Here is a 21683-nt window from a genome sequence, read left to right as displayed (position 1 = left end):
CTAAACCCCCAACTCAAATTTTAATTGTGGATATTTACATTCAAAATCAACTAACTCAAAATCAGATAGTTTAATATCATAGAAGTTTGTTTTTTCCGGAACATTAAGTTTTATGTATGGTTGTTTTTCTGATGGTGTGCGTTTTAACAATTCGTTTATTTGTTCTTCATGTCTTAAGTAGTAATGAAGATTAGAAGTAAATACACTAAACTTACCTAATTTGAATCCAAAATGATTAGCAATCATCATTTGTAGAGCAACATATTGTGTACGATTAATGACTGATGCTACTCCAAAATCTGAGGATCTGGAATTTAAATGTAAGTCTAAGTATATTCCATCTTCTAAAACTCGTACTTCCCAAAGTGTTTCGTAAAAGCATGGTTTGAGTCCATCGGGCTCATCAATGAAATCTTGTTCCTGCCATAGATTCATAATCTTACGCCTGCTAAACATATCATTGTTGAGAGTATCTAATAATCTATTTAGTAAATCATATCTCTTTACAGTAGCACCATATCTCAACCCAATTGTATTAGTATCAGCTACTTCCCAGTCTCTCCACCAATTTAACTTATACTTCTCTTCCATAATTCCAATGTCATTTGTTTGATCCTGATAAAAAGTTAGAGTCTCCCCTATAGCAGATTTAAAAGCTAATGGTCTAAGTGTTGAAATAGGGAATTCACCTTTTGATAAATCATATTCTTCATGTACAAATGTAATATATTTTGTATGTGCTGGAGAGCCATCTTTATATTTTGGTCTTACTTTACCGGATAAATCTGTACAACCTTCTTCTTTTACTTTCTTTAGGTTATTTATAAAGTATTTATCTGCTTTATTCAAACCAACTCAACCTCTCTTAAATTAATAAACTTGACTTTCATTTTCTTCATATGTTGTCTTATTGCTTCCTTTGTCATATTGTACATACTTCCAATTTGTTCGAAAGTATATTCCTCTAAACGTAATTTCAATATTTCTTTTTGAAAACCAGTTAGTCTGTTTAAGCATTCATTAATTAAAACATTTCCTAATCCAGTTTTATATGTATCATCTTTACTTGCAATTAGCTCATGCAGTGTCTTTTCTTCATTGTCATCAAATATTTGTTGATCCATCGAAACTACATCATATAATTCAGATTCACTGTATTTCCTTTTTTCTTCTAATTTAATTAATCCATTTTCCTTATTAAGACTTTTAAACAAATTCCACTTAATACTGTTGATTGCATGGGTATTAAATTTTGATTTCTTAGGATTATAAGTTAAGCATCCAATCCAAAGCCCAAGTTTCGCATACTGTACTAAATCTTCATACTCAATCCCCTTTTTCTTTGCTAAGTTATGTGGATCAGGAAAGACCTCACATAATGTACGTTCTGCATAGTGTTGATATTTATTGTAAAGTTCCTCTGGTGTTAGAGTCACAATTTCACCTCCTATAAAAATAAGTAAGAACTATTAAGCTCTTACTTAGAATTATATCAATTTAATTTCATTTTGTAAATTAGTTTTATAAATTTATTTTCATTACTGTTTAGATAGTCGGTTAATTAATAAATTTGAATATGTTCTTTGTTTTTCGATTATTCTATTTAAGACATATTCAGATGCAAGAATTCTATCTTCAATCATTGCTAATGTATCAACTAGTTTATAATCTTCATACTCTAATAGTGTTTTAATTTCATCTTGAACTACCTTCTTAATTCTTTCAAATGCAGACAAGTGATCATTAAAATTTACATCGTCCAAATGTATATTGTGTTCATATTTCCTCAATAAAGTTTGATATGTATTCATCAATGTTTTTGCTGCACTATAATTCTTTCGAACTTCTTCTTCAACTTTGAATAACACTAGAGTTAAATTATCTTGATTTTTATTTTCCATTTTAATATCCTCCTTGACGATTGGTCGTCACCCTCTTATTTATATACTAATATTTTCTTACTTCTGCATCTTTTATTCCTGCGATGATTCTTTGTGTAATCTTTTTATTTTCTTCTTCCAATACTTCTCTTACAATTGCCTTGACTTCTTCTTTGAAATTAGAGTTGAAGAAAGAAGACGCTCTTACTGAAGTATAGCGAATATTGTCTGCATCTCTACTTACTCGAATTTCTCCATTATCTTCTTGACGAATGTTAAGATTTTTTGATTCCATGATTCTCACCTCCCTTCAATTCTTATAAAATACTTATATTATTGTGCTTTTTGACGTTCAATTTCTTCTTTTAACCGTGACTCTGGAGCGAAGTCTCTCTCCCAATTATCCGGTTTAATTATCTTTCCATCCCCGTCTCTAAATCGAGGCTTACCATCGGAATGAAGTTTTCCCATATTAGCACTATGTACAATATTAAATAGATTAAAAGGTTTCACACCTAGAATTGTAAATGATCCTTGATTGAAATATTCAACATCAGTCAATGCATCAGCTTGAGCAACAAGAATATCATCAACTGGTTTGTTCTCTTTAATCATTTTGTCTACATTGTTCATTATTCCAGTCACAAATGAGTCAACCAATGTAACAAATTCCTCATGATCACCTCCAACTGTAGCGTATAGCAGTTCAACTAATTCTTCTGCAGTCCATACTGCACGATTTAAGGCTGTTTCCTTGTTCATTGGAGTAGGTTTTTCATTGAAAGGGTGATTAAAGGCTTTGTGAAATTCTTGTACCATGTAATACATTTTATTGTTTTGTACATCTAACATTAGCATTCTCCTTTTATTAGATGGGCTTCACCATAACATAAAACCCTTCTTTTATTATTAATTTAATTATAATTTATTTATAACCTCTTCTATTTCATCCGGTTTAAAGCCAACTACACGTTGAACTTCTTTACCTTCATCATCTACTAAAATAGTAACTGGTGTTGACATTACTCCAAATTGAAAAGCTATATCTGGTTCTTCTTGTACATTTATTGATTCATATTCTACTCCTTGATCCTGTAAAAAGTTTTCTACAAATTGACATGGTGTACAAGATGGCTGATATAATTTAAGCAATTTCATTTAATAAATCTTCCTTTCTGTAACTGAATTTCCAACCTTTATGTATACTAGCTCTACCTTTTAGACAAGATATGATACCTTGCTTGATTAGTCCATTAGTTTTAGCAAATTCTCTAATTCCAAATTCTTCAGTTACTTCTCCATTTGGACTCAAGGCAAAGAATTTATTTTTTCTATGATTAAAATTAGCATATTTAAAATTGACATCATATGATACAAAAGTACATGTTTCAGGTGAATAAACTCTATCCCCAACTTGTTTATTTAATTGCTTAATATCTTTATCCAAAAATATTTTACCTTTTTGAAACAATTGTTCATCATAGCCATCAATGAGTTTAATATCTTCGATGAAGTTAGTGAAATAGTGCCATCTTTTACATACCTTAACACCTTTTGCTCCATATGATTTATATGAATCTGACGGAGGATTATAGCAGCGTTCTAACATTCCACTCCAAACACTATACTCCCTTTTATAATCAACCATCTTAATGTTACCGAGAATCCCTATTCCGAAAACTGATTTAGCCAACTTGTCTTTAATTTTACCTCTTTCGATTTCAACTTTCTCAACTACCCGTTCATAACCTGTTTCCAAAAACCTTATTTTATATTTTTTATTACCCGATTGATTTCTTCCTTCTACATTAAGTACAATATATTCTTGGTTTGCATTATTTTTAAATAATTTTTCGATTAATTCATCAGTATTTATCACAGATCATCAAATCCATTGTCATCTGTAACTTTTGAATATTGCCTTGATTTATTCTCAAAGAAATCAGTTTTTCCTAGATTAATATTCTCATCACTAAATATTCTAATCCAAGGCATTGAATTCTCACTTACACCATAATAAATAGCCTCAAAACCAAGCATATTCAAGCATTTATTTGCACGATATTTTATATAATCTTTCATCTCATTCATATCAATATCTTCAATTTCACTTAAAGCAAATTCAGCCCAAGTAATTTCCAACTCAGTTGCTTTTGAAAATAAATCGTTCACAAAGATATTAAACTTTCCATCTTTATTAATTTCTGGTCGTTCTTGCATCAATAATTTCAGTAACATAGTCACAAAAAATGCGTGCGTAAGCTCATCTTTATTAATATAGCTGAGCATCGTTGAAGTTTTTACCATTTTTTGATTTCTTGCTAGGTTATAGAAGAAAGCAAAACCTGAGTAAAAATTAATACCTTCTAGTACCACTGAACCAGCTAAAGCATTACATAAGGTCTCAATAGTGGGATTTACTCTAAATTCCTCATATAAATCAATCACTAGCTTATTTCTCTCATAAATTAACTTCTCTGTTCTTGCCATTTCAAATGCTCTATTTTGTACTTCTCGTTTTTCTATAGACGAAAGAACATATGAATAACTTTGATTATGTACCACTTCTTGCTGCTCAATGATAGATAATATTGCTTGTGCTGAAGGATCAGATAGATATTCTTTGACACTACTTAAAAATTTAGGTTGAACAGAATCTAAGATTGAAAGTAATCCAATGATATTTAAAAATGCCCTAGTTTCATGTTCGTTCAATTTATGCCACATTTTAATATCATCAGACATATTGATTTCAAATGGTGTCCAAAAATTACTAAGTAATGTCCTATAAATCTCATAAAATTGCGGATACTGAAGATCATTCCAATTTAAAATTCCACTTGTTTCCCCTTCAATAAGACCTTTTGGTTTATTAGGTAGTTCAGGTGTAAGTAAGTTTGTCTTTTTAATTTTTTTCAAATTGTATAGCCTCCATTACTTCATTTATATATTTAATTATCTTTTGTTGTTGGTTAACAGGGTGTTGCTCAATTTTTAGTTTTCCAATGACATCTGTGACTTTGTTTAGATGATATTCCATTTCATCTACTGCTCGACAAAAGTAAGCCCATTGGGTATCACCCGTACCAAAAACTGAAAACTTCGGTATGTTGAAATTATTATCTTTAATTAACCATTTGAGATAGTTTTTTGTCTTTACAGGAAGCTTTCCATTATTTATTGTGAAAGATCCTATGAAAATTAAATCAAACGCTTCAGGACTTTCTTTCTCATTAATATTAGAAACAAGGACATTATGCCCTTTATTTCTAATATTTTCAGAGATTATATTAGCTACAGCCTTAGTATTTCCACTTATTGAATAATACTTAATTAATATATTAAGAGGCACAAGTCTCACACTCAGTAATATCAACTGCAGTTGAACGAACATAATATGATGTTTTTAATTTTAGCTTCCATGCTGTCATATGTAGTTCAAGTAAATCCTTTGCTTTGATATTGTTTTTTACATATAAGTTGAAACTTTGTGACTGGTCTATATGTTTTTGTCTAGCTGCATTTTGTTTGATGCTCCATAGTTGATCAATTTCATAAGCTGAATTATAAAACCATGTTGTTTTAGGATTTAAGTCTGGTACAGTAACCGGAATTTTATAATTCTTCTTCTCTTCAAAATACAAACGATTAAAGACAGGATCAATGGAAGCAGTTCCGTTTCCTAATATACTAGTTGAACCATTTGGAGCAACCGCAAATAACCAAGCATTTCTCATTCCATCTGATTGTACAGATTGTTTTAATACATCCCATTGTTCATTTGTGACTAGTCGTGAACCATCATCTAATTCACCATAATTACGTCTTTCAAAGTATTTACCTGTTTGCCATTCAGAACCTTCAAATACCTTATATGTCCCTTTTTCTTTTGCGATTTCACTAGATGCTTTTATTGCTAGATATGCAATTTTTTCGTACAACTTATCAGCATAATCCACAGCTTCTTCGCTTTCCCAACGTATACCTTTTAAAGCTAAAAGTTGATGCCAGCTAAATGTTCCTAATCCTATACCCCTATATTTCTGATTAGTTAGTTGTGCTTGTAACACTGGAATATTATTTAGATCAATAACATTATCTAGCATTCGAATTTGTATAGGAATTAGTCTTTCCAGTACATCATCTTTCACTGTATTTCCTAAGTGAACACTCGATAGGTTACATACAACAAAGTCACCTGCTTGTTTCTCAATAATTATTTTTCCATCATCTGTATACTGCTTAGTTACAGAAGTAGGACTCATATTCTCCATGATTTCTGTGCAAAGATTACTACTATAAATCATTCCGGCATGTTTATTTGGGTTTTTCCTGTTTACTTCATCACGATAAAACATAAATGGAGTACCTGTTTCTAGTTGTGATTTCATGATTGCTTTCATTATTTCTATAGCTGGTACTTTTTCCTTATGTAATTCATTACATTGAACACATTCTTCATATTTATCTCTAAATGATCCTTCTCCTTCTTTCTCATCATAGAAATCTTCCAAAGAATATCCCATTACTTGCTCAATTTCATGAGGGTCAAATAAATACCAATCTCCTCTTTTTTCTACCTGTTCCATAAATAAATCAGGTAAGCAAACTCCCGTAAATAAGTCATGGGTTTTAAATCGTTCATCACCATTATTTAATTTTGCTTCTAGGAATGGGAATATATCCTTATGCCAAACATCTAAATAAACAGCTATACTACCTTGTCTAGTTCCAAGTTGATCAACTGAAACTGCAGTATTGTTTAATTGTCTCATCCAAGGTATTACTCCGGAACTAGCACCTTTAAAACCTTTAATATCTGAGTTTTTAGCACGAATTTTCCCAAGATATACACCGATTCCACCAGCATTTTTTGATAGATTGGCAACGTCAGTATTAGAATCAAAAATTCCTTGAAGGCTATCTTCAACAGTGTCAATAAAACAACTTGATAATTGACCATAACTTTTACCTGCATTGCTCCAAGTTGGCGTAGCAACAGTCATGTACTGGTTAGATAAAGCCCAATATGATTCTTTCACTAAATCCATTCTTTTTGATTTATCTTCTTTAGACATAAGAACCATTGAAACTACTAAAGCACGTTCTTGTGGAAGTTCAAATATTTTTCCATCATGATCTTTTGCTAAATATCGATCAACAAGTGTTTTTAATCCGATGTAAGTAAATAAGTTATCTTTATCTGGATCAATGAAACCTTCAGCTAATTCAATTTCTTCTCTTGTGTATTCCTTTAAAATTAATTCTGAGTAAATTCCCTTTTCTCCAAGAGTTTTTAATAATCCATAGAAATTACCGTACTTTTTAGAATCATCATATGAACGATTATATGCTGCCTCTTTATAAATTCTCTTTAAGAATAATCTGGATGCCACATATGTCCATTGAGGCTCTTCAATTGTGATGTTGTCTAAAGCATTAAGAATCAGTTTATTTGTAATTTCTGCAGCACGAAATTCTTCGCTCGATGTAATTGTGTTGAAAATACGTTGTTTGTATTTTTGTGTATCTAAGTTAGGAAACTCTTGCATGATATTATCAATGTATTTTTCTAATCTATTTTGATCATATGGTAATTTTCTTCTGCCTTTGTTTTTAGTAATTAACGTCAATAAATTACACCCTTTCATTTATGTTAATTTATTTATATTATTATAGGCATTTAATTAAAATGCTTTATTATTAGTAAACTAGTTTTCAATTTTATGTAATTCATCAGTATAGTTATTATTTCCAAATTCATTTTGATCCTTCATTAACTCTCCCATTTGTTCATATCCTGAAGCCATACTTTCATAATCAATCTTCGGTTTGGGCTTAATCACCTTTACCGGAACATACATTGCATCGTATAATTCCTTTTTGATCGCCCTTTTGAATCCATTATCATGCGTGAGTATTATATCTCCACATTTATAAGGAATATCAAAGGTGTCATAAGGTAATACACCATCTTCTTGAGCAATTTGTACATCATAAATAGCGTTAATTGCTGCTACCTTCATTCCTTCACTCCCTTTATTTAGTTAATATTGTTGTTCCTCCTGAATACGTGTAGCCAATTCCACAGTGATCATTTCACTTAATCGCTTATCCAAATGTCTTAAATCGGCATTAAAAATAAGTTCATCCATGACATCATATACTTTCAACTTAACTCGCCTCCTTAAAATAGATTATGAATTTAATTGTTTAATTCACCTCGAAAGTTCAATAATATGTTTTTATTATAACATTTCGAGGTGTTGAATGAACTATCAGGGTGAAATTATTTTAATCTTCTATGCTATCTAATCTTTTATTTGCTATTTCTATGTAATCAGTCTCTAATTCAAAACCTATAAACTTTCTATTTAATTGTTTAGCTGAAACACACTCCGAACCACTACCAACAAAAGGTATGAGTACGACATCATTAACATTAGAAGAAGCCTTTATGATTCTTTCGCAAAATTGTAATGGCTTTTGTGTTGGATGCCCAACTCTTTCTTTGCAAACGTTATTCCATTTGTGTGCTTTCCATATGTCAGATAAAACTCTTGTATCTCCCTCTTTCGCCCCTGCTCTTGTCGCTGGTTCGCTCACTTCTTGCCAATTAAAAGTTGGTTTTTTGCCCTTTGATACCCACAGTAAATCTTCGTGTAATTGGGCAAATTTACTGTGACCTCTCCTACCAAATTCTTTTTCCCATATAATCCAATTATTGAAATTGAATTTTTCTTCTAAAAGAATTTTGAAATGTGATGTAATTGATGGTTGACCCCAAACATATAAACTACCATTATTTTTTAAAACTCTGTAAAACTCATCAAAGATTGAATTAATCCATACTTTAAAGTCCTCAACAGTTTCCCATTGATTATCCCAATCTTCTTTTTTAACTTTAAAATATGGTGGGTCAGCAACTATCAAATCTATGCTATCACTTGGTATCATTTTTAGTCCTTCTAATACATCACGCTGATATATACGATTTAATTCAATACCCCCTAATAATTCTTTCCCCATTTAACCACTCCGTTTTATATATTTTTCACACTGATGTTTCAAGAAACTATACGTCTACTAATTTGTTAATTTATTTAGCTGTCACACTGAAAGTTGCATACCCATAAAATATCCCTTCATTTTCTGCTTTAATCTAAACTGAATACCTTTGTCCCAATATCTTTTATAACCATCTCTATAACCACCACTATATTTAACTGAGTAGTAATATTCGATAAACATATCACTCACTCGCTTTGGCTCAGATATTTTCACACCATTTTTCTTATGAAACTGTACCAGTTCAATACGTTGATTTAATAATGATTTAAGTATTTTTTCAAGATACTGTTTGAATCCTTCTTTATTTTCATTTTCAGCCTTCAGTATCTTATTTTGAATAACACTTATTTCAACATCTAACATGATCTTTTCATCTATGGAGCTAAGTATTTCCTCAGATATCCAAGACACTTTTAATCACCTCTTAGGTGAATTATATCATGCGAACGAATGTTCTGTAAATGTTTCATTCTCATTTTCCTGAGCTAACTTTATGTACAATGCTTCAAGCTTGTCTTCATATTTTGCAATCATTTTTTTAACTGCTTCAATTTCCATCTTCAGTGACAGTTTCTTTGTTCCCATTCCATCCACCTCCATATAATTGATTATCAGATTCTTTTGCAATAGACATAAGGCACATAATTCCTACTCCTACAAACGATCCAATTATGAACGATATTATAATAGTTATTGCATATAGTATGTCCACCACCTTCTTCCTATTAAAAGAAGTGACCATTTAAGCCACTTCTTATTTATTTGATATATTTATATTATCAATTTATTTTTATATTGTCAATCGTATTTTATGAATATTTTACTGCATCTTCTAATTTATCTAATCTATTATAAACCTTCGATAAAAGCCCTTCAATATCTTTCCATGTTGAATCTTTTATACCTTCGTGGTTCTCTATGTATACTTCAACCAACCTTATTTCCTCGTACAGCTTTTCGGTTAAATCGGATAGTTCTTCTCTGGTGTTTTCTGCCATTCGCATAGTATCACCTCAATTTATTATGTATTTTATCTAATGAAAATCTAATTTGCTTTAAGTCTATATATGCTAATAATGATTGATAATCCGTTAATTTATGATCATCTATGTATTTAAATAATTCATCCATCTTGAAGTAAATATTATTCAGCTCACTTAGAAGTTTTTCTTGCTGCGTTTCAGTTTCCATCTCAATTACCTTCTTCCATTAATTTCTGCTTTTGTTTATGTAGATATTCGCACATTTTGTAATTCTTCAACGTTAAATTGGTATTCATTTGAATATCAATGAAGATTAATTCAAAATCTTTATCGTAATCATAGACACGTTCTAAATCATCTTCATTATATGTTTGGTGAAAATGGCTTTCGCCCACCTTAACCATGTAAGTATTCTTTTCTTGTTTTCCTCTGTGATTAATAATTTCCTCACGTTTACATTGTACAATTGTGCCAATCTTGTTAGTCTTTTTAATCGCCACCCTTTCATCTAATCCGAATTTCACATTCATTCCCTTCTTTCGTATATATTTAATTATAAAACAAGTTAAAATGAAAATTTTATCGTGATTCTGTTTCAACATCATAATCACAACCTAAAATAGCCTTATACACTTCTTCATATGTACTATTCTCAAAACTAGTTTCATCTTGCCAATATAAGTCATTCGCAAAGACCTTTAAATCTTCTTCAGTTTGATTTACCGCTATTACTTTGTCAGTTTGTAAATCTATAATTTTATATGTATTCATCATTTATTCCTCAGATATTTTTACTATATGCTCACACAATTCATCCGGTATTCTTGAACGATCTACACTTCCCTTAATTCCCTGTGTTCCTGTAGCACTCCCTCTTGGTGCAGCTACGTGACAAGGATTACCATTTTTACACATCGGTTTGAATTTAGGATTAGGATGATTAGTCCACAAATCTGTTGGCTTCATTCTAGTATCACCGTATTGGCAATATGTAACTGTGTATCTAGGTAAGTCTTGCATGAAGTTCATTTTCCTCATTCCACCACGAGGATTCTCAATAAAGTAATATTTAGGATTTAATTCTTGTATTAATTTAATTACTTTTTGATTTGTATCATCACAGAACTTTGCATATTCACTAATAGGTCTTAGATTACCATCCTCATCTTTTCTCCTATGATGTGATATTCCAGCTACAGAGTAAGACGTACAATCAGGTGATGCCCAAATGACATCTGGTTTTCCGAACCGTTCAATTATGTCCTGTGCAGTTATCTTGGAGATATCTTCATACCAATCGATATTTTCATGTTGTTTATCCCACTCCACACTAAACACTTCATGACCTTCCTTTTCGAATGCCTTACCAATACTTCTCGTTCCTGCAAATAATTCGAGTACCTTTAGTTTCGCCATTTAACATTCTCCTCTTTTATATTAATTTAATTACCTTTCTAATACTTTTACTGATATGATTTCATCAATATACACATCACATTGTTTTGATCCAATATCTAAAATTTGTTCTATTACTTGGCATATTTCTTCTTCATTCCTATCTACGTCTTTGAGTTGGTCTATTTCCATTTGGAACGAAACACTGATTCTCATTGTTGTTCTCCTAATGTCAGTCTATTAATCTTTTTTTCTTATAAAATTGAAGTTTTATCTTAATCTAAATCAATATGTAGTATGTATAACAATTAAAGTAATACAATATGTATATATTTTATTAATATTAATTTAATTTTTTAATAAGTTATATAATAATTCTTCAAGTACATTCACAACAATACTGTTACCTGCCTGTTTATATAGCTGAGGAATAGATTTATCCTTCCCCTTATAAAAAACTTCATTTAACCTTGATTTTACTTTATCGTGATCCTCGTCTGTAAATCCCATTAATCTCCATGTTTCCTTTGAAGTTAGCCTTCTTACAGCTAATCCACCTAAATAAACATTGAGTTTATTTCCTGTGTTTGCAGCTGGAACAGTTCCACACAATCCATCTTTATAAAACGCCCTATCTTGTTGTGAATTATATCCTTTGCCACTTACATCCCATTGCAGATAGTTCTTTTTCTTTTCAGCATCTAAAATTCTATCTTTATATAATATTTGTACTTTCTCAACTTCGTCTTGATTGTAAGACTCAAAATCTTTTAGATTACCAATAAAATATTTATCGTCTACAACTGGTTCTAAAATATCTTCTAGCTTATAATTACAATCATGTCCATCAGGAAATACAAATTTTCCAGAATCGATATCTTTTCTTATGCTAACAACAAATATCCGTTCCCTATTTTGTGGAATGAAGAATCTATTGGAGTTTAATATTTTATAATATGTATTATATCCAAGGTTATCAAGCCTTGTTATCCATTTATTAAAGTCTTCCTGAAACTTACTTCCAATCAGTCCTTTTACATTTTCTGCTACCATGTACTTGGGCTTTTTCACTTCTGCTATTTTCATAGCTTCCCATAATAAACTCGACCTTGTACCACTGCCCTCAGAAAGTCCGTTTTTCTTACCTCCTATGGATACATCTTGACATGGAAAACCATATGTCATTAAATCAAAATCAGGTATGTTGTTGATATCAACTTTGCTTACATCTCCTAAGTTTAAATCCTTACTTACATTATGTATTGTAGAATATGCCTCAATTGCAAATTGATCAATTTCACTGAAACCAACTAAATCAACATCAACATTAAGGTTATGTAATGCTTTCTCGAAAGCCCCTATTCCGGAGAACAAAGATAAAACTTTTATATGTTTATTTAATTTTAAATTGTTCTTTTTCAAAAATCTCGCTCCTTTATAATTTAAGTTTTTATCTACTAGTATTTTCACTTCACCACTCGTGGTTAGAGTCGGACTTAATCCTTGCACATCATAAACACGATTGGCTTGATCAAATACTCCTTCTCTAATTTCAAAAGTTGTTATTGGAACATCAAATTCATCAGTATTGATTTCTAATATTTCTTTTAGCCCAAGCCATATTTCTGACGATGGAATAGAGAAACAATTATCACTTCTAAACCAATGTTCAACTTCTGTCTTTGGTCTTTCTAATGCTTCACTAATTTGCTTTATAGTCTTACTACTATTTTTCTTCGATTCTTTTAATACGTATTTTAGCTTTTCAGTGTCAACTTCATATTTTCTTACTCTCACTGGCAGCTTAATATCATATCTAATTAGTTTAATAGAACCACCTCATTTCTTAATGAAATCCAGTTTTCATCGTAATTTTCTAGCTTGATCAGCCAATTCTAAAAATAATTTTTCTGCTTCCCAAGGATTCATTTCAAGATATAAGTTGAAACCATTATAATTATCAACTTGAATATGTAAATAATCTTTCCATTTTTCATAAGTAGAAAAGTGAGTATGTTCATATGTCATTTTCAAACTATTAGTATATTCATCTTCTGTGTTTGTAATATAGTCATCTTTACTAATGATGATTTTTTGATTCATTTTCTTCCCCCTTTCTTCTAATCAAATCTGTATTTTAATTATTTATTTTTCAATTAAAAGGTTTCTAAATATCTCTTCTACAACTTTGACCACTACACTATTCCCTGCCATTGCGTATAAAGCACTTTGTGATACTCCTTCGTCCTGTAACTTCTCACAGTCTTCATAATCAAAACCCATTAATTTAAAGCAGTTTCGAGGAGTAATTCCAATAACCTTACCCTTATATGCTAACATTGTGAAATTACCTCCACCTTTACCATAAAAAGCAGTAATAGTAGGATGTTCATCGTTAGCTTGAAATCTTAAACCTGATTGTCTTAATGTAATAACTGCACAATCGAATTGTGGATCTCCTTCAATTTTGATAATCTCATCATTTAAACCTTTTACCGAATTAATCATTCGTTGTTGCCTTCCGGTTAATTTCCTTCCATCATTTAAATCTATGTATTCCCACCATTTATTTTTAAGTTGTTGTGGTTCTGGCATTTTAAAATTATGTTCGATATCGTTTCTTACTGAAACAATAAATACTCTTTTTCTATTTTGTGGAATTCCAAAATCATTTGCATTTAATATTCTCCAGTAATTCACATATCCTAAGTCCTCTAAATCTTTAAGTATCAAATTAAATGAATCTATGTATCTTTTACTAACTAAATTATCTACATTTTCGATTAATGAATAAGCTGGTCTTTTTTCTTTTAATATGCGCAGCCCTTCTTTGTAAAGTCCTGATCTTTCTCCTTCTAGTCCTTTTCCTTCAACATTTCCGATACTTATATCTTGACAAGGAAAACCCCATGTCATCAAATCAAAATCTGGTAATTCCTTTTCATTAACTTTTGTTATGTCACCTAGATTTTTTTTAATTGGCTCATTATGTAATATCGAATAGGCTTTTGCTACAGTTGGTTCAAACTCACAATAGTTCACTAACTGATAATCTATATTTAAATTTTTTAATGCTTTTTCGAAAGCTCCAATTCCACTGAATAAGGATAATACTTTAAGTACACTCATTTATACACCTCTTTATTAATTTAATTTACAATAGAATCTTGAATTTATTTTGTATTTAATTTACTCTCCTTCTTCCAACAAAGGTTTATCAGGAAATTTTTCTTTAATTACTTCATTTATGTATTCAACATTGTAGAATTTAGCAAATTCAACTAATTCTTCATATGACTTGAATAAAAACTCATTCCACTCTCCAGTTTTTTTATAATGTTCAAATACCTTTTGTTTTTCTTCTTCGTCATCGATCACTGAATATCCATCTTCATAGAACCCATCAGGAGGATATTTAAATGTTTTTACCAATGACTCCAAACAACTATCACAAAGATCAAAATTCCAACTTTCATTGTCAAATCTTGAGCCGTACCCAAAACCCAATTGAATGTTATGTATGTCATTTGAAAAGTAATATTCTTCAGCACTTGGTGGATTCCAGTTGTTATTCACTTGAGTAGTCCCACATTTATTACAAATTACTGTTTTTGAAGTTGTAACTTTTTCAATTTTGACAACTTCTTTTTCTTCAACAGTTTCTCTTCTCATTTATCCTTCTCCTTTTTATTTATTTAATTTAAAATAAAAACCCGATTTTACTCTAATTCTTCAAAAGTAACTCTAACTTTAACAATCTCCCAGTCTTCTTGATGAAAACCTCTAGCCGTTTTTGCACCTGAGACAGTGTAAAATTGCGCTTTTGAAATGTCTTCATCAAAGAATTTGTGTTTGGTATAGAATTTATTATCTTTCTTAATAACATATTTGTCTTCAACGCTAAATGCTTTTACCATCTCAATCCTCTATTCTTTTAAGATATTCTTTTTATTTAATTTAGTTTTAAATGCTTTAATTCATTTGTTACAACATCGAATAACTTCTGTTTTAATTCCTCTTGATTGATCTTGCTATCAACTTTAATTGTTACATTTTCAATTACTCTATGTTTATGTAATTCATCTTCTTCAATAGTTACTTTTGCATTTGCTAACTTTGGTAAAACTAATTCATATGTTGGTTCATGCTTATATGATAGGATACTCTTACCAAATGAATCATTAATTTTAGTCTCCTCACTTGATTTGTCTAATTGACAATCTCCTTCATATTCAATGGTAATTTTCATTCTTTACATCTCCTTTTAATGAAATTCCTATTTCATATTAAATCCAAGTTTGAGTTATTCCATTTGGAGATCGACTAGAGCTTTTTCTAATTTCTTCTTCAACCTTTTTACTGATTTCTTTTGCAATTTTCGCAATATCTTCTTGTTTCGTTGTTTTAATGTTTATATTACTTACAATTCCTCCAACATGATTAATTGGCAACCATTGAAATAATATATTTCCATTCTCGTCTTCAACCACTAAATTTGTTTGATTATTTATAATTACCTTCATTATAAATTCCTCCATTTTTATTAATTTATTTTACAATATAATACAAATTTGATCATAATTTAGAAAGGTAAATCTTCTACAGTCTGATTTTTTAATTCATGCTTATCATCAAATAATTTATAAATATCTTTAAAAACCGTAGCAGCATTAAGTAGTTCTAAAAAATGATTTAATACTCTCTCATACTGTGACTCTGTTTCAACAAATTCTAATGATGGTTCGTAGTAAATATCATGAATAAATGCTACAGAGTAATCTGGTGCTTTATCTGTTAAATATGTAGTCTTATCGTAAGCATTTAGTATCTCTTTTAAATCTTCCAAATTATATTGATTATCTTGCGAAAAGCATCCGCTTATGTATTCAACATCAAATTTTTCATTACTATTTAATTTAATTACTACATTTTCGCCTATATCGAATTTATTACATCTACTTAAATTAGATAGAATATTGAAACATTGTACAAAATCATCTAATTCTCTACCAGTCGCATATTCATAGTTAAAAAGAAAATCTTCAATCTTTGTTGTACTATCTCCTTTGAAACAATATTCACCTAAGTTAGAGAAAAGCATCAGCTTATCATATTCACTTTTACTTAAGGATAAGTAATAGTTTCGTTCTTCATGTAATTGCATATTCCACTTCCTTTCACAACCAAAGAGTTGTTTTATAATAACATTATTGAAACATTTTTATGTTTAATTATTTCTTTTATTACTCCGCCTACCGGAAGATTACTACCAAGCTTTAATGAATTTAACAATTTACAACTTATTTGATCTTCTATTTCAAAAGTATCAATATTTATTTGAACAACAGGAAATTCCAATTTGTCACATACTTTCTTGGGCGCAGAGAAAATATACTTCGAACCGTTTTCTACAAAAACTATATCTCCAATTTGAATACAGTTTGAAAAATCTAAATGTCTATTATCAATAATTTTCATATTCCTTCCTCCTATTCATAACGAAAGACACGTTTTATTATGTATTAATTTAAAATTCTAAATAACAATTCTCCATTGTCTTCTTGTGGTATATTTTCATAATCCTTATGTCCGGAACAAATTATCTGAACAGACTCTTGTGGGTAATCCTTATATTCCAATACGAATGTTTTTGGATTAAACCAAAGTTTATAATTTAATACCCCAAGGTTAACTGTTTCTGCAACTACACCTGCTTTGAACTCTCTGGATGATAATAATTCAATGAAATTGTATAATTTTTTATTCATGATTTTCCTCTCCTTTAACGATTAAATAAGCTTTTTATCAATTTAATTATGTATTGTTCCTTGCATTCTTTCACCCAATAACCCATACCCTGAAATATCCTTATATGGAGATTCTCCCATCTTATCTGCTTTTGGATTACTAAAGATTCGATTTTGCTTATCAATAATTCTTACTTGTAGTAGTATGTGATCAATTAATTCCTCAGTGAGTACGTATGTACCATCATCTTTCTTATAATCCTCTAAAAAGATCTTAACTAGCTTACTTGTTTTTGAAACACTGTCTCCATATGACTCTTGTTTCAAATCAACTAACTTCCCTAGTTCTAAACCTTTTTCACTAAAGTACCCTAATTTTTCTACCATACTATCACTATCCTTTTCTATTAATTTAATCTTTTCAGATTCCACCACTTGTACACCTCCATCAGAGAACTTAATCGCAACAAAGCTATGTATCAAGTCAATTTGTGATATCTCTACCTTAATGTCCAGTGGTTCATATATTACTTCTTGACCAACTTCTAGCTGCAGTAATCTTTTATCTTTAATATCTTGGATTTCATTTTCTCGAACCCTTAATTTAGATTCTTTTCCATTGTCCAAATAACAAATTTCATAATCATTGTTTACACTAGATGGTAAGACTTCTGTTATTTTTGCCTTTATGCCGTTTAAAGATTTCAGGTCTATTGCTTTTGAATTAATGAGTACAATATCCTCTTCTTTAAACTTATTTTTCATTTATTTCCCTCCTTTCCCATTCTCAATATTGTTACCTCAGCAATCTGTCTTCCAAAGTTAATTGCTGTTTGCGTATCTTTTGATAGCAGATCTAATTTGTTACCCACAATTGCGCCTCCTGAATCAATGACAACAGCTTTGAATGTTTCATGTTTTGTTTTTATTTGTATGATTGAATATAAAGGTAAAACATTCAAATCTGCTGCCACGACTCGATAACCTTTGTAATAAATAGTATTAGAGACGTTGTAACCACTCCTAGTTATTCCGGTGCATCCCTCTTTACAGTGTGCTATGTAGCTGGTCACTTCCATTTTTAACTTTTTCGTGGGAAGTTCGTTTCGTTTTTTCGCTTTCTCTAACTGTTTCTTTAATCTGTGTATTTCATTGGATTGTAATTTAATTGTCTTATCTTTTGATTGAAATTGTTTATTTAATTCCTTAATGTCGTTTTCTTTGTCTTTCAATAGATTGCTTTGCTTTTTATAACTTCGCATCAATGCATCATTTAACTTTACTTGTGATTCCAATTCATTCTTATACTTGATTCTCTCCCTATTGATGTCGCTATAAATAATTGATACTGTTGAAGCAAATAAAACTGTGCCTGCAATCACCAAGTTTCTAGCTGTATTTTGTTTCATACTTTCCTCCTTAAAATATCAAAGATCATGTTTTCAAGGAGTTATCACCTTCTTTCGTTTTATATTAATTTAATTATAATATGTAACTATTAAATTATCAATACATTAATTTAATTTATATTTATAACATGATAAAAGCTTAGATTTAACTTACTTTATATTTTCTCGACATCTCCCATGAATACAACCAATCTTCCATTATATCTGTAGGAACCCATTTCCCATCAATCTTTTGACTTTTTGGTCTTTTGTTGACTTTTAAGACCTTAATTATATCTCCTTTATTTATCATATAGTCTCCATTTTGATCATAGAAATTCGCTTTACTTACTTTTAGTTGAACCTCTACCCCGTTGTTCATAATATATAGAGTTATTTTTGGTGAGTATTTTGTATCTAAATCTACTACCATTGCATATGCTTTACTTACTTTCGGAAAGGTGGTTTGACCATATCCTAATACTTCCTTCTCAAAAAGTATTTTCTCTTGGATTGGGATATCTTCATTTTCCAAAGTTGAAATATACTCTTTGATTTCTTTTAATCTTTCATTCTTTGTTTTATCTTTATGTGTTTTCTTATATCTTTCTTTAAATTTCATATAGATTTCATTTAAGTATTTGCTTTTGCCAAATGCCTTAAAATAATCTAGTTTAATTAAAATTTCCATTTGTCTTGAATTTACTGATGTATTTTCCTCAATATCAATTAACAATGACAGAAAATCATCATAAGTATTTTCTTGTGACATTACATACAACATTTCAGATACTTGATCATTTAAAAATTTTATTGATGATAACCCTTTTACAATCTGATTCTTGTTCTTATCAACAGAATATTTTGATCTCGCTTTACCGAATTCTGCTGGTATTACTCCTATATTAAAATACCTTAATTCTTTGTAAATTTTATCAGTCATATCTGTATCGCCTTCATATTTATTTAGTATGACTGCGTAATACTCAAGTGGGAAATTTGCCTTTAAATATGCTCCATATAATGAATCGTAAGCAACCGATAATGAGTGACTTGAATTAAATCCATATCTTACAGCATCCTCAATGATTTTCCATACTTTTTCAGCATTATCTGGGCTACCTGTTTTCTCAATAAATCCATTAACAAACCTTTCATAAATCGGTTCAATTATTCCCGGTTTCTTTTTGGCGATAGCCTTTAAAAGTCCATAAGTTTCATCCTCTGGAAAACCTGCGTAAACAAGTGTAGCCATGATGTTTTCTTGGTACAATACAAAATTGTCTGATTCCCTTAGAATCTCATCAAATTCAGGAATTCCATATGAAAATGGTTGTCTGTCTAACAATAAATGTTTCATACTTTCAAATGAAGGACGTATACCAGCTACAAATGCTGATAATTCCCTTACTGAATTAGGTTTATACCTCATAACTTGAGGCGTAGCTGAATCTGTTCCGGTTTGATTCAATGTTGCAGTAATACCATCTGCATATAAATCCCATATCTTTTGATCATCTACTGTAAGTTTATTTAATTCACGTATATTATTGATTGGTTGTTCAATCATGTTGTAAACATCAGAAATAATCCCCCACACAGTTACTGTTAAGAAGTCATTTTTAAGGAACTTCCAATAATCTGATGTTCCAGAATCAATTAATGCACATAATTCATCTCCAACTTTTATTACTCCAATTTCTTCTGAAATAGGTTTATCCAATAACAAAAATGCACAAGGATGAGGGGAAATAGAATCTATAACATCAATGAATTTTTCAGATTCCTTAATTAAATCTTTCCACTTTACATCATCTTTATATCGATCTAAATCTTTTGCCACATCATTATATTCCTGCATTTTTAAATCTCTTGCTCTACATAGATTTCTAAAAGCTGCACTCTCTTTCATCTTTCCATATGCAACCATATAGTAAATATTATCCTCACCAATAGTTTCTTTAGCAGCCTCGATGAATGGAACTGGATCGGCAGTATTAAAATCGATATCCGGTAAACTCTTTGTTTCCAATATCCTAGATTTACTCATAAATCTAGTTGGATAAAGTGTTACAGGAGCATCTAATCTGTCAATCTCAGTAAATCCCAATAATTTGTTTATGTAAAATGACGGAGCAGAACCTCTCCCTGTTCGAGTTAATACCCCACCCTTTTCTTTAGCTTTTTTAATAATTTCATAGTTTAATAAGAAATAATCCTCCATTTTTGTTTCTTCAATTATGTTTGTTTCAAAAGTTATAGCATCTAAATATTTGTGATGCTTTTCTTTAGGGATTTCTTTTTTATCTTTTTCCCATTCGTTCTTTATTATTTTTTTTAGTTTTTCTACCTTCTCTTCATGAGTTAACTTTGGATATATAGATGGCATTTTTATTTCTTTATCCATTTTAATATCCTCGAAATCATCAATAATCAATGTATTTCTAAGAGCAGATTCAACTTGACCCCTTGTAAATACTCCTTGTTCTTCATATCTTTGAAAAATCGTGTCTGAGTCAGGATAATCTAAAATAAATCCTTCTTCCTCTGGATAGTAAATATTTTTTCCATTTAAAAATTCTGTTCTGTCTTTATCTTGCTCTGGATAGATGTAATGTGAATCAGTTGCATGAATGAAAGGAATATCATATTTCTGATGTAAAGCAAGAATTTTCTTATTGTATTCAACTTGCATTGGGTGAGTATTATCATGTAATTCTAAGTAAAAATTATCACCAAAATAATGATGTAGTGGCTTAATGAAATTATCTTCATATTCATCATGTTTATTAACGTAACTAATTACACAGGTCGAGGTAACAACAACATCATTGGGATTTAGTTGAAATAATAATTCTCTGTCTATCCTAGGTTTATAATAATACCCTGTTTTATTTGCTTCAGACATAATACGTTGCATTTGTTTCATACCATTTTGATTTCTTGCTAAGATCATTAAATGAGAATTTGATTTATCCTTTTCAAAACGATCATCAACATAATAATATTCGATCCCAAAGACAAACTTTAAACCATATTCTTTAGCTACATCATAATATTCAAATACATTTCCAGCATATCCATGTTCAGTTGTACATATTGAAGTATGTCCTAATTCAATAGCGCGTTTAGCATAATCAACTGGTTTCACTATACAGTCTGGTGTAATAATGTTACTGTAGTGTGTATGTTTGTGGTAATTATTATATCTCATTTACT

At 30.2% G+C, this 21683-nt stretch carries 35 protein-coding genes; all 35 read right to left on the bottom strand.

Annotated features, from left to right (window positions below; genetic code table 11):
* Positions 1 to 849 (bottom strand): thymidylate synthase, encoded by an 849-nt coding sequence (locus CWO92_RS18515; protein ID WP_101355697.1) that lies wholly within the window; start codon positions 847 to 849, stop codon positions 1 to 3.
* Positions 846 to 1436, bottom strand: coding sequence for a sigma-70 family RNA polymerase sigma factor (locus CWO92_RS18510; RefSeq protein ID WP_165786719.1), 591 nt, complete (start codon positions 1434 to 1436; stop codon positions 846 to 848). Before CWO92_RS18510 ends, CWO92_RS18515 begins: the two co-directional genes overlap by 4 nt.
* Before the next feature lie 102 nt (positions 1437 to 1538).
* Positions 1539 to 1901 carry a hypothetical protein gene (locus CWO92_RS18505; RefSeq protein WP_101355695.1) on the bottom strand — a complete coding sequence of 121 codons (363 nt, stop codon included), beginning with the start codon at positions 1899 to 1901 and terminating at the stop codon, positions 1539 to 1541.
* A gap of 46 nt (positions 1902 to 1947) precedes the next feature.
* Positions 1948 to 2175: a hypothetical protein gene (locus tag CWO92_RS18500; RefSeq protein WP_101355694.1), complete on the bottom strand. Its 228-nt coding sequence runs from the start codon at positions 2173 to 2175 to the stop codon at positions 1948 to 1950.
* A gap of 38 nt (positions 2176 to 2213) precedes the next feature.
* A complete protein-coding gene (locus CWO92_RS18495) occupies positions 2214 to 2732 on the bottom strand; it encodes a pyrophosphohydrolase domain-containing protein (RefSeq protein WP_207767815.1) in 519 nt (172 codons plus the stop codon).
* A gap of 66 nt (positions 2733 to 2798) precedes the next feature.
* Positions 2799 to 3038, bottom strand: coding sequence for a thioredoxin family protein (locus tag CWO92_RS18490; RefSeq protein ID WP_101355693.1), 240 nt, complete (start codon positions 3036 to 3038; stop codon positions 2799 to 2801).
* Positions 3025 to 3759 (bottom strand): hypothetical protein, encoded by a 735-nt coding sequence (locus CWO92_RS18485; RefSeq protein WP_101355692.1) that lies wholly within the window; start codon positions 3757 to 3759, stop codon positions 3025 to 3027. Before CWO92_RS18485 ends, CWO92_RS18490 begins: the two co-directional genes overlap by 14 nt.
* Positions 3756 to 4799, bottom strand: coding sequence for a ribonucleotide-diphosphate reductase subunit beta (locus CWO92_RS18480; protein WP_101355691.1), 1044 nt, complete (start codon positions 4797 to 4799; stop codon positions 3756 to 3758). The genes CWO92_RS18485 and CWO92_RS18480 overlap by 4 nt, the downstream gene beginning before the upstream one ends.
* Positions 4786 to 5232 carry a flavodoxin domain-containing protein gene (locus CWO92_RS18475; protein ID WP_165786718.1) on the bottom strand — a complete coding sequence of 149 codons (447 nt, stop codon included), beginning with the start codon at positions 5230 to 5232 and terminating at the stop codon, positions 4786 to 4788. The genes CWO92_RS18480 and CWO92_RS18475 overlap by 14 nt, the downstream gene beginning before the upstream one ends.
* Entirely contained in the window at positions 5222 to 7531 is a 2310-nt protein-coding gene (locus CWO92_RS18470; RefSeq protein ID WP_101355689.1) for a ribonucleoside-diphosphate reductase subunit alpha, read from the bottom strand. The genes CWO92_RS18475 and CWO92_RS18470 overlap by 11 nt, the downstream gene beginning before the upstream one ends.
* A 60-nt stretch (positions 7532 to 7591) precedes the next feature.
* Complete coding sequence (locus CWO92_RS18465; RefSeq protein WP_101355688.1) at positions 7592 to 7906, bottom strand: hypothetical protein; 315 nt, start codon at positions 7904 to 7906, stop codon at positions 7592 to 7594.
* Positions 7907 to 7927: 21 nt separating this feature from the next.
* Positions 7928 to 8053, bottom strand: a complete 126-nt coding sequence (locus CWO92_RS26355) for a hypothetical protein (protein ID WP_268877605.1) — start codon at positions 8051 to 8053, stop codon at positions 7928 to 7930.
* A gap of 121 nt (positions 8054 to 8174) precedes the next feature.
* Entirely contained in the window at positions 8175 to 8909 is a 735-nt protein-coding gene (locus tag CWO92_RS18460; RefSeq protein WP_101355687.1) for a DNA-methyltransferase, read from the bottom strand.
* 81 nt (positions 8910 to 8990) lie between these two features.
* Positions 8991 to 9362: a YhjD family protein gene (locus tag CWO92_RS18455; protein WP_101355686.1), complete on the bottom strand. Its 372-nt coding sequence runs from the start codon at positions 9360 to 9362 to the stop codon at positions 8991 to 8993.
* A 27-nt stretch (positions 9363 to 9389) separates the two neighbouring features.
* On the bottom strand, positions 9390 to 9536 hold the full coding sequence (locus CWO92_RS25550; protein WP_165786717.1) for a hypothetical protein: 147 nt from the start codon (positions 9534 to 9536) through the stop codon (positions 9390 to 9392).
* Entirely contained in the window at positions 9499 to 9693 is a 195-nt protein-coding gene (locus CWO92_RS26605; protein WP_101355685.1) for a DUF3789 domain-containing protein, read from the bottom strand. The genes CWO92_RS25550 and CWO92_RS26605 overlap by 38 nt, the downstream gene beginning before the upstream one ends.
* A 67-nt stretch (positions 9694 to 9760) precedes the next feature.
* Positions 9761 to 9955 (bottom strand): hypothetical protein, encoded by a 195-nt coding sequence (locus tag CWO92_RS18445; RefSeq protein WP_207767814.1) that lies wholly within the window; start codon positions 9953 to 9955, stop codon positions 9761 to 9763.
* A gap of 4 nt (positions 9956 to 9959) precedes the next feature.
* Positions 9960 to 10142, bottom strand: a complete 183-nt coding sequence (locus CWO92_RS18440) for a hypothetical protein (RefSeq protein WP_101355683.1) — start codon at positions 10140 to 10142, stop codon at positions 9960 to 9962.
* 1 nt (position 10143) lies between these two features.
* Positions 10144 to 10458 carry a hypothetical protein gene (locus CWO92_RS18435; protein ID WP_133120582.1) on the bottom strand — a complete coding sequence of 105 codons (315 nt, stop codon included), beginning with the start codon at positions 10456 to 10458 and terminating at the stop codon, positions 10144 to 10146.
* Between the two features lie 55 nt (positions 10459 to 10513).
* Complete coding sequence (locus CWO92_RS18430) at positions 10514 to 10705, bottom strand: hypothetical protein (RefSeq protein WP_133120581.1); 192 nt, start codon at positions 10703 to 10705, stop codon at positions 10514 to 10516.
* A gap of 3 nt (positions 10706 to 10708) precedes the next feature.
* Positions 10709 to 11350, bottom strand: coding sequence for a DNA cytosine methyltransferase (locus CWO92_RS18425; protein WP_101355680.1), 642 nt, complete (start codon positions 11348 to 11350; stop codon positions 10709 to 10711).
* A 30-nt stretch (positions 11351 to 11380) separates the two neighbouring features.
* On the bottom strand, positions 11381 to 11545 hold the full coding sequence (locus CWO92_RS25545) for a hypothetical protein (RefSeq protein ID WP_165786715.1): 165 nt from the start codon (positions 11543 to 11545) through the stop codon (positions 11381 to 11383).
* A 132-nt stretch (positions 11546 to 11677) separates the two neighbouring features.
* Positions 11678 to 13126 carry a DNA (cytosine-5-)-methyltransferase gene (gene dcm / locus CWO92_RS18420; RefSeq protein WP_165786714.1) on the bottom strand — a complete coding sequence of 483 codons (1449 nt, stop codon included), beginning with the start codon at positions 13124 to 13126 and terminating at the stop codon, positions 11678 to 11680.
* A 66-nt stretch (positions 13127 to 13192) separates the two neighbouring features.
* On the bottom strand, positions 13193 to 13432 hold the full coding sequence (locus CWO92_RS18415; protein WP_101355678.1) for a hypothetical protein: 240 nt from the start codon (positions 13430 to 13432) through the stop codon (positions 13193 to 13195).
* A gap of 42 nt (positions 13433 to 13474) precedes the next feature.
* Positions 13475 to 14458 carry a DNA (cytosine-5-)-methyltransferase gene (dcm, locus tag CWO92_RS18410; RefSeq protein ID WP_101355677.1) on the bottom strand — a complete coding sequence of 328 codons (984 nt, stop codon included), beginning with the start codon at positions 14456 to 14458 and terminating at the stop codon, positions 13475 to 13477.
* A gap of 60 nt (positions 14459 to 14518) precedes the next feature.
* Entirely contained in the window at positions 14519 to 15001 is a 483-nt protein-coding gene (locus CWO92_RS18405) for a hypothetical protein (protein WP_101355676.1), read from the bottom strand.
* 47 nt (positions 15002 to 15048) lie between these two features.
* Positions 15049 to 15246, bottom strand: a complete 198-nt coding sequence (locus CWO92_RS18400; protein WP_101355675.1) for a hypothetical protein — start codon at positions 15244 to 15246, stop codon at positions 15049 to 15051.
* Positions 15247 to 15281: 35 nt separating this feature from the next.
* A complete protein-coding gene (locus CWO92_RS18395; protein ID WP_101355674.1) occupies positions 15282 to 15578 on the bottom strand; it encodes a hypothetical protein in 297 nt (98 codons plus the stop codon).
* Positions 15579 to 15615: 37 nt separating this feature from the next.
* Positions 15616 to 15852 carry a hypothetical protein gene (locus CWO92_RS18390; protein WP_101355673.1) on the bottom strand — a complete coding sequence of 79 codons (237 nt, stop codon included), beginning with the start codon at positions 15850 to 15852 and terminating at the stop codon, positions 15616 to 15618.
* Between the two features lie 59 nt (positions 15853 to 15911).
* Positions 15912 to 16493 carry a hypothetical protein gene (locus tag CWO92_RS26130; RefSeq protein ID WP_101355672.1) on the bottom strand — a complete coding sequence of 194 codons (582 nt, stop codon included), beginning with the start codon at positions 16491 to 16493 and terminating at the stop codon, positions 15912 to 15914.
* A 32-nt stretch (positions 16494 to 16525) separates the two neighbouring features.
* Positions 16526 to 16807: a hypothetical protein gene (locus CWO92_RS18380; protein ID WP_101355671.1), complete on the bottom strand. Its 282-nt coding sequence runs from the start codon at positions 16805 to 16807 to the stop codon at positions 16526 to 16528.
* Between the two features lie 44 nt (positions 16808 to 16851).
* Entirely contained in the window at positions 16852 to 17097 is a 246-nt protein-coding gene (locus tag CWO92_RS18375) for a hypothetical protein (RefSeq protein ID WP_101355670.1), read from the bottom strand.
* A 42-nt stretch (positions 17098 to 17139) separates the two neighbouring features.
* Entirely contained in the window at positions 17140 to 17841 is a 702-nt protein-coding gene (locus tag CWO92_RS18370; RefSeq protein WP_101355669.1) for a hypothetical protein, read from the bottom strand.
* On the bottom strand, positions 17838 to 18485 hold the full coding sequence (locus CWO92_RS18365) for a 3D domain-containing protein (RefSeq protein WP_101355668.1): 648 nt from the start codon (positions 18483 to 18485) through the stop codon (positions 17838 to 17840). Before CWO92_RS18365 ends, CWO92_RS18370 begins: the two co-directional genes overlap by 4 nt.
* A 145-nt stretch (positions 18486 to 18630) precedes the next feature.
* The gene (locus tag CWO92_RS18360) at positions 18631 to 21678 is read right to left on the bottom strand and encodes a PHP domain-containing protein (protein WP_101355667.1); all 3048 of its coding nucleotides are present in this window, start codon (positions 21676 to 21678) and stop codon (positions 18631 to 18633) included.
* Positions 21679 to 21683: the final 5 nt, after the last annotated feature.

The sequence above is a fragment of the Heyndrickxia camelliae genome, from assembly GCF_002844575.1.
Lineage (GTDB): Bacteria > Bacillota > Bacilli > Bacillales > Bacillaceae_C > Margalitia > Margalitia camelliae.
Note: the sequence above shows the minus strand (reverse complement) of the source record. Positions and strands in the feature narration are given on the sequence as shown.

Bases quoted from the DNA above. Each gene is read 5' to 3' on its own strand.
- CWO92_RS18505 (WP_101355695.1), bottom strand. From the start codon at position 1,901: ATGGAAAATAAAAATCAAGATAATTTAACTCTAGTGTTATTCAAAGTT.
- CWO92_RS18500 (WP_101355694.1), bottom strand. From the start codon at position 2,175: ATGGAATCAAAAAATCTTAACATTCGTCAAGAAGATAATGGAGAAATT.
- CWO92_RS18495 (WP_207767815.1), bottom strand. From the start codon at position 2,732: ATGTTAGATGTACAAAACAATAAAATGTATTACATGGTACAAGAATTT.
- CWO92_RS18490 (WP_101355693.1), bottom strand. From the start codon at position 3,038: ATGAAATTGCTTAAATTATATCAGCCATCTTGTACACCATGTCAATTT.
- CWO92_RS18470 (WP_101355689.1), bottom strand. From the start codon at position 7,531: ATGAAAGGGTGTAATTTATTGACGTTAATTACTAAAAACAAAGGCAGA.
- CWO92_RS18465 (WP_101355688.1), bottom strand. From the start codon at position 7,906: ATGAAGGTAGCAGCAATTAACGCTATTTATGATGTACAAATTGCTCAA.
- CWO92_RS18460 (WP_101355687.1), bottom strand. From the start codon at position 8,909: ATGGGGAAAGAATTATTAGGGGGTATTGAATTAAATCGTATATATCAG.
- CWO92_RS25550 (WP_165786717.1), bottom strand. From the start codon at position 9,536: ATGGGAACAAAGAAACTGTCACTGAAGATGGAAATTGAAGCAGTTAAA.
- CWO92_RS26605 (WP_101355685.1), bottom strand. From the start codon at position 9,693: ATGGTCACTTCTTTTAATAGGAAGAAGGTGGTGGACATACTATATGCA.
- CWO92_RS18445 (WP_207767814.1), bottom strand. From the start codon at position 9,955: ATGCGAATGGCAGAAAACACCAGAGAAGAACTATCCGATTTAACCGAA.
- CWO92_RS18440 (WP_101355683.1), bottom strand. From the start codon at position 10,142: ATGGAAACTGAAACGCAGCAAGAAAAACTTCTAAGTGAGCTGAATAAT.
- CWO92_RS18430 (WP_133120581.1), bottom strand. From the start codon at position 10,705: ATGAATACATATAAAATTATAGATTTACAAACTGACAAAGTAATAGCG.
- CWO92_RS18425 (WP_101355680.1), bottom strand. From the start codon at position 11,350: ATGGCGAAACTAAAGGTACTCGAATTATTTGCAGGAACGAGAAGTATT.
- CWO92_RS25545 (WP_165786715.1), bottom strand. From the start codon at position 11,545: ATGAGAATCAGTGTTTCGTTCCAAATGGAAATAGACCAACTCAAAGAC.
- CWO92_RS18415 (WP_101355678.1), bottom strand. From the start codon at position 13,432: ATGAATCAAAAAATCATCATTAGTAAAGATGACTATATTACAAACACA.
- dcm (WP_101355677.1), bottom strand. From the start codon at position 14,458: ATGAGTGTACTTAAAGTATTATCCTTATTCAGTGGAATTGGAGCTTTC.
- CWO92_RS18405 (WP_101355676.1), bottom strand. From the start codon at position 15,001: ATGAGAAGAGAAACTGTTGAAGAAAAAGAAGTTGTCAAAATTGAAAAA.
- CWO92_RS18400 (WP_101355675.1), bottom strand. From the start codon at position 15,246: ATGGTAAAAGCATTTAGCGTTGAAGACAAATATGTTATTAAGAAAGAT.
- CWO92_RS18395 (WP_101355674.1), bottom strand. From the start codon at position 15,578: ATGAAAATTACCATTGAATATGAAGGAGATTGTCAATTAGACAAATCA.
- CWO92_RS18390 (WP_101355673.1), bottom strand. From the start codon at position 15,852: ATGAAGGTAATTATAAATAATCAAACAAATTTAGTGGTTGAAGACGAG.
- CWO92_RS26130 (WP_101355672.1), bottom strand. From the start codon at position 16,493: ATGCAATTACATGAAGAACGAAACTATTACTTATCCTTAAGTAAAAGT.
- CWO92_RS18380 (WP_101355671.1), bottom strand. From the start codon at position 16,807: ATGAAAATTATTGATAATAGACATTTAGATTTTTCAAACTGTATTCAA.
- CWO92_RS18375 (WP_101355670.1), bottom strand. From the start codon at position 17,097: ATGAATAAAAAATTATACAATTTCATTGAATTATTATCATCCAGAGAG.
- CWO92_RS18370 (WP_101355669.1), bottom strand. From the start codon at position 17,841: ATGAAAAATAAGTTTAAAGAAGAGGATATTGTACTCATTAATTCAAAA.
- CWO92_RS18365 (WP_101355668.1), bottom strand. From the start codon at position 18,485: ATGAAACAAAATACAGCTAGAAACTTGGTGATTGCAGGCACAGTTTTA.
- CWO92_RS18360 (WP_101355667.1), bottom strand. From the start codon at position 21,678: ATGAGATATAATAATTACCACAAACATACACACTACAGTAACATTATT.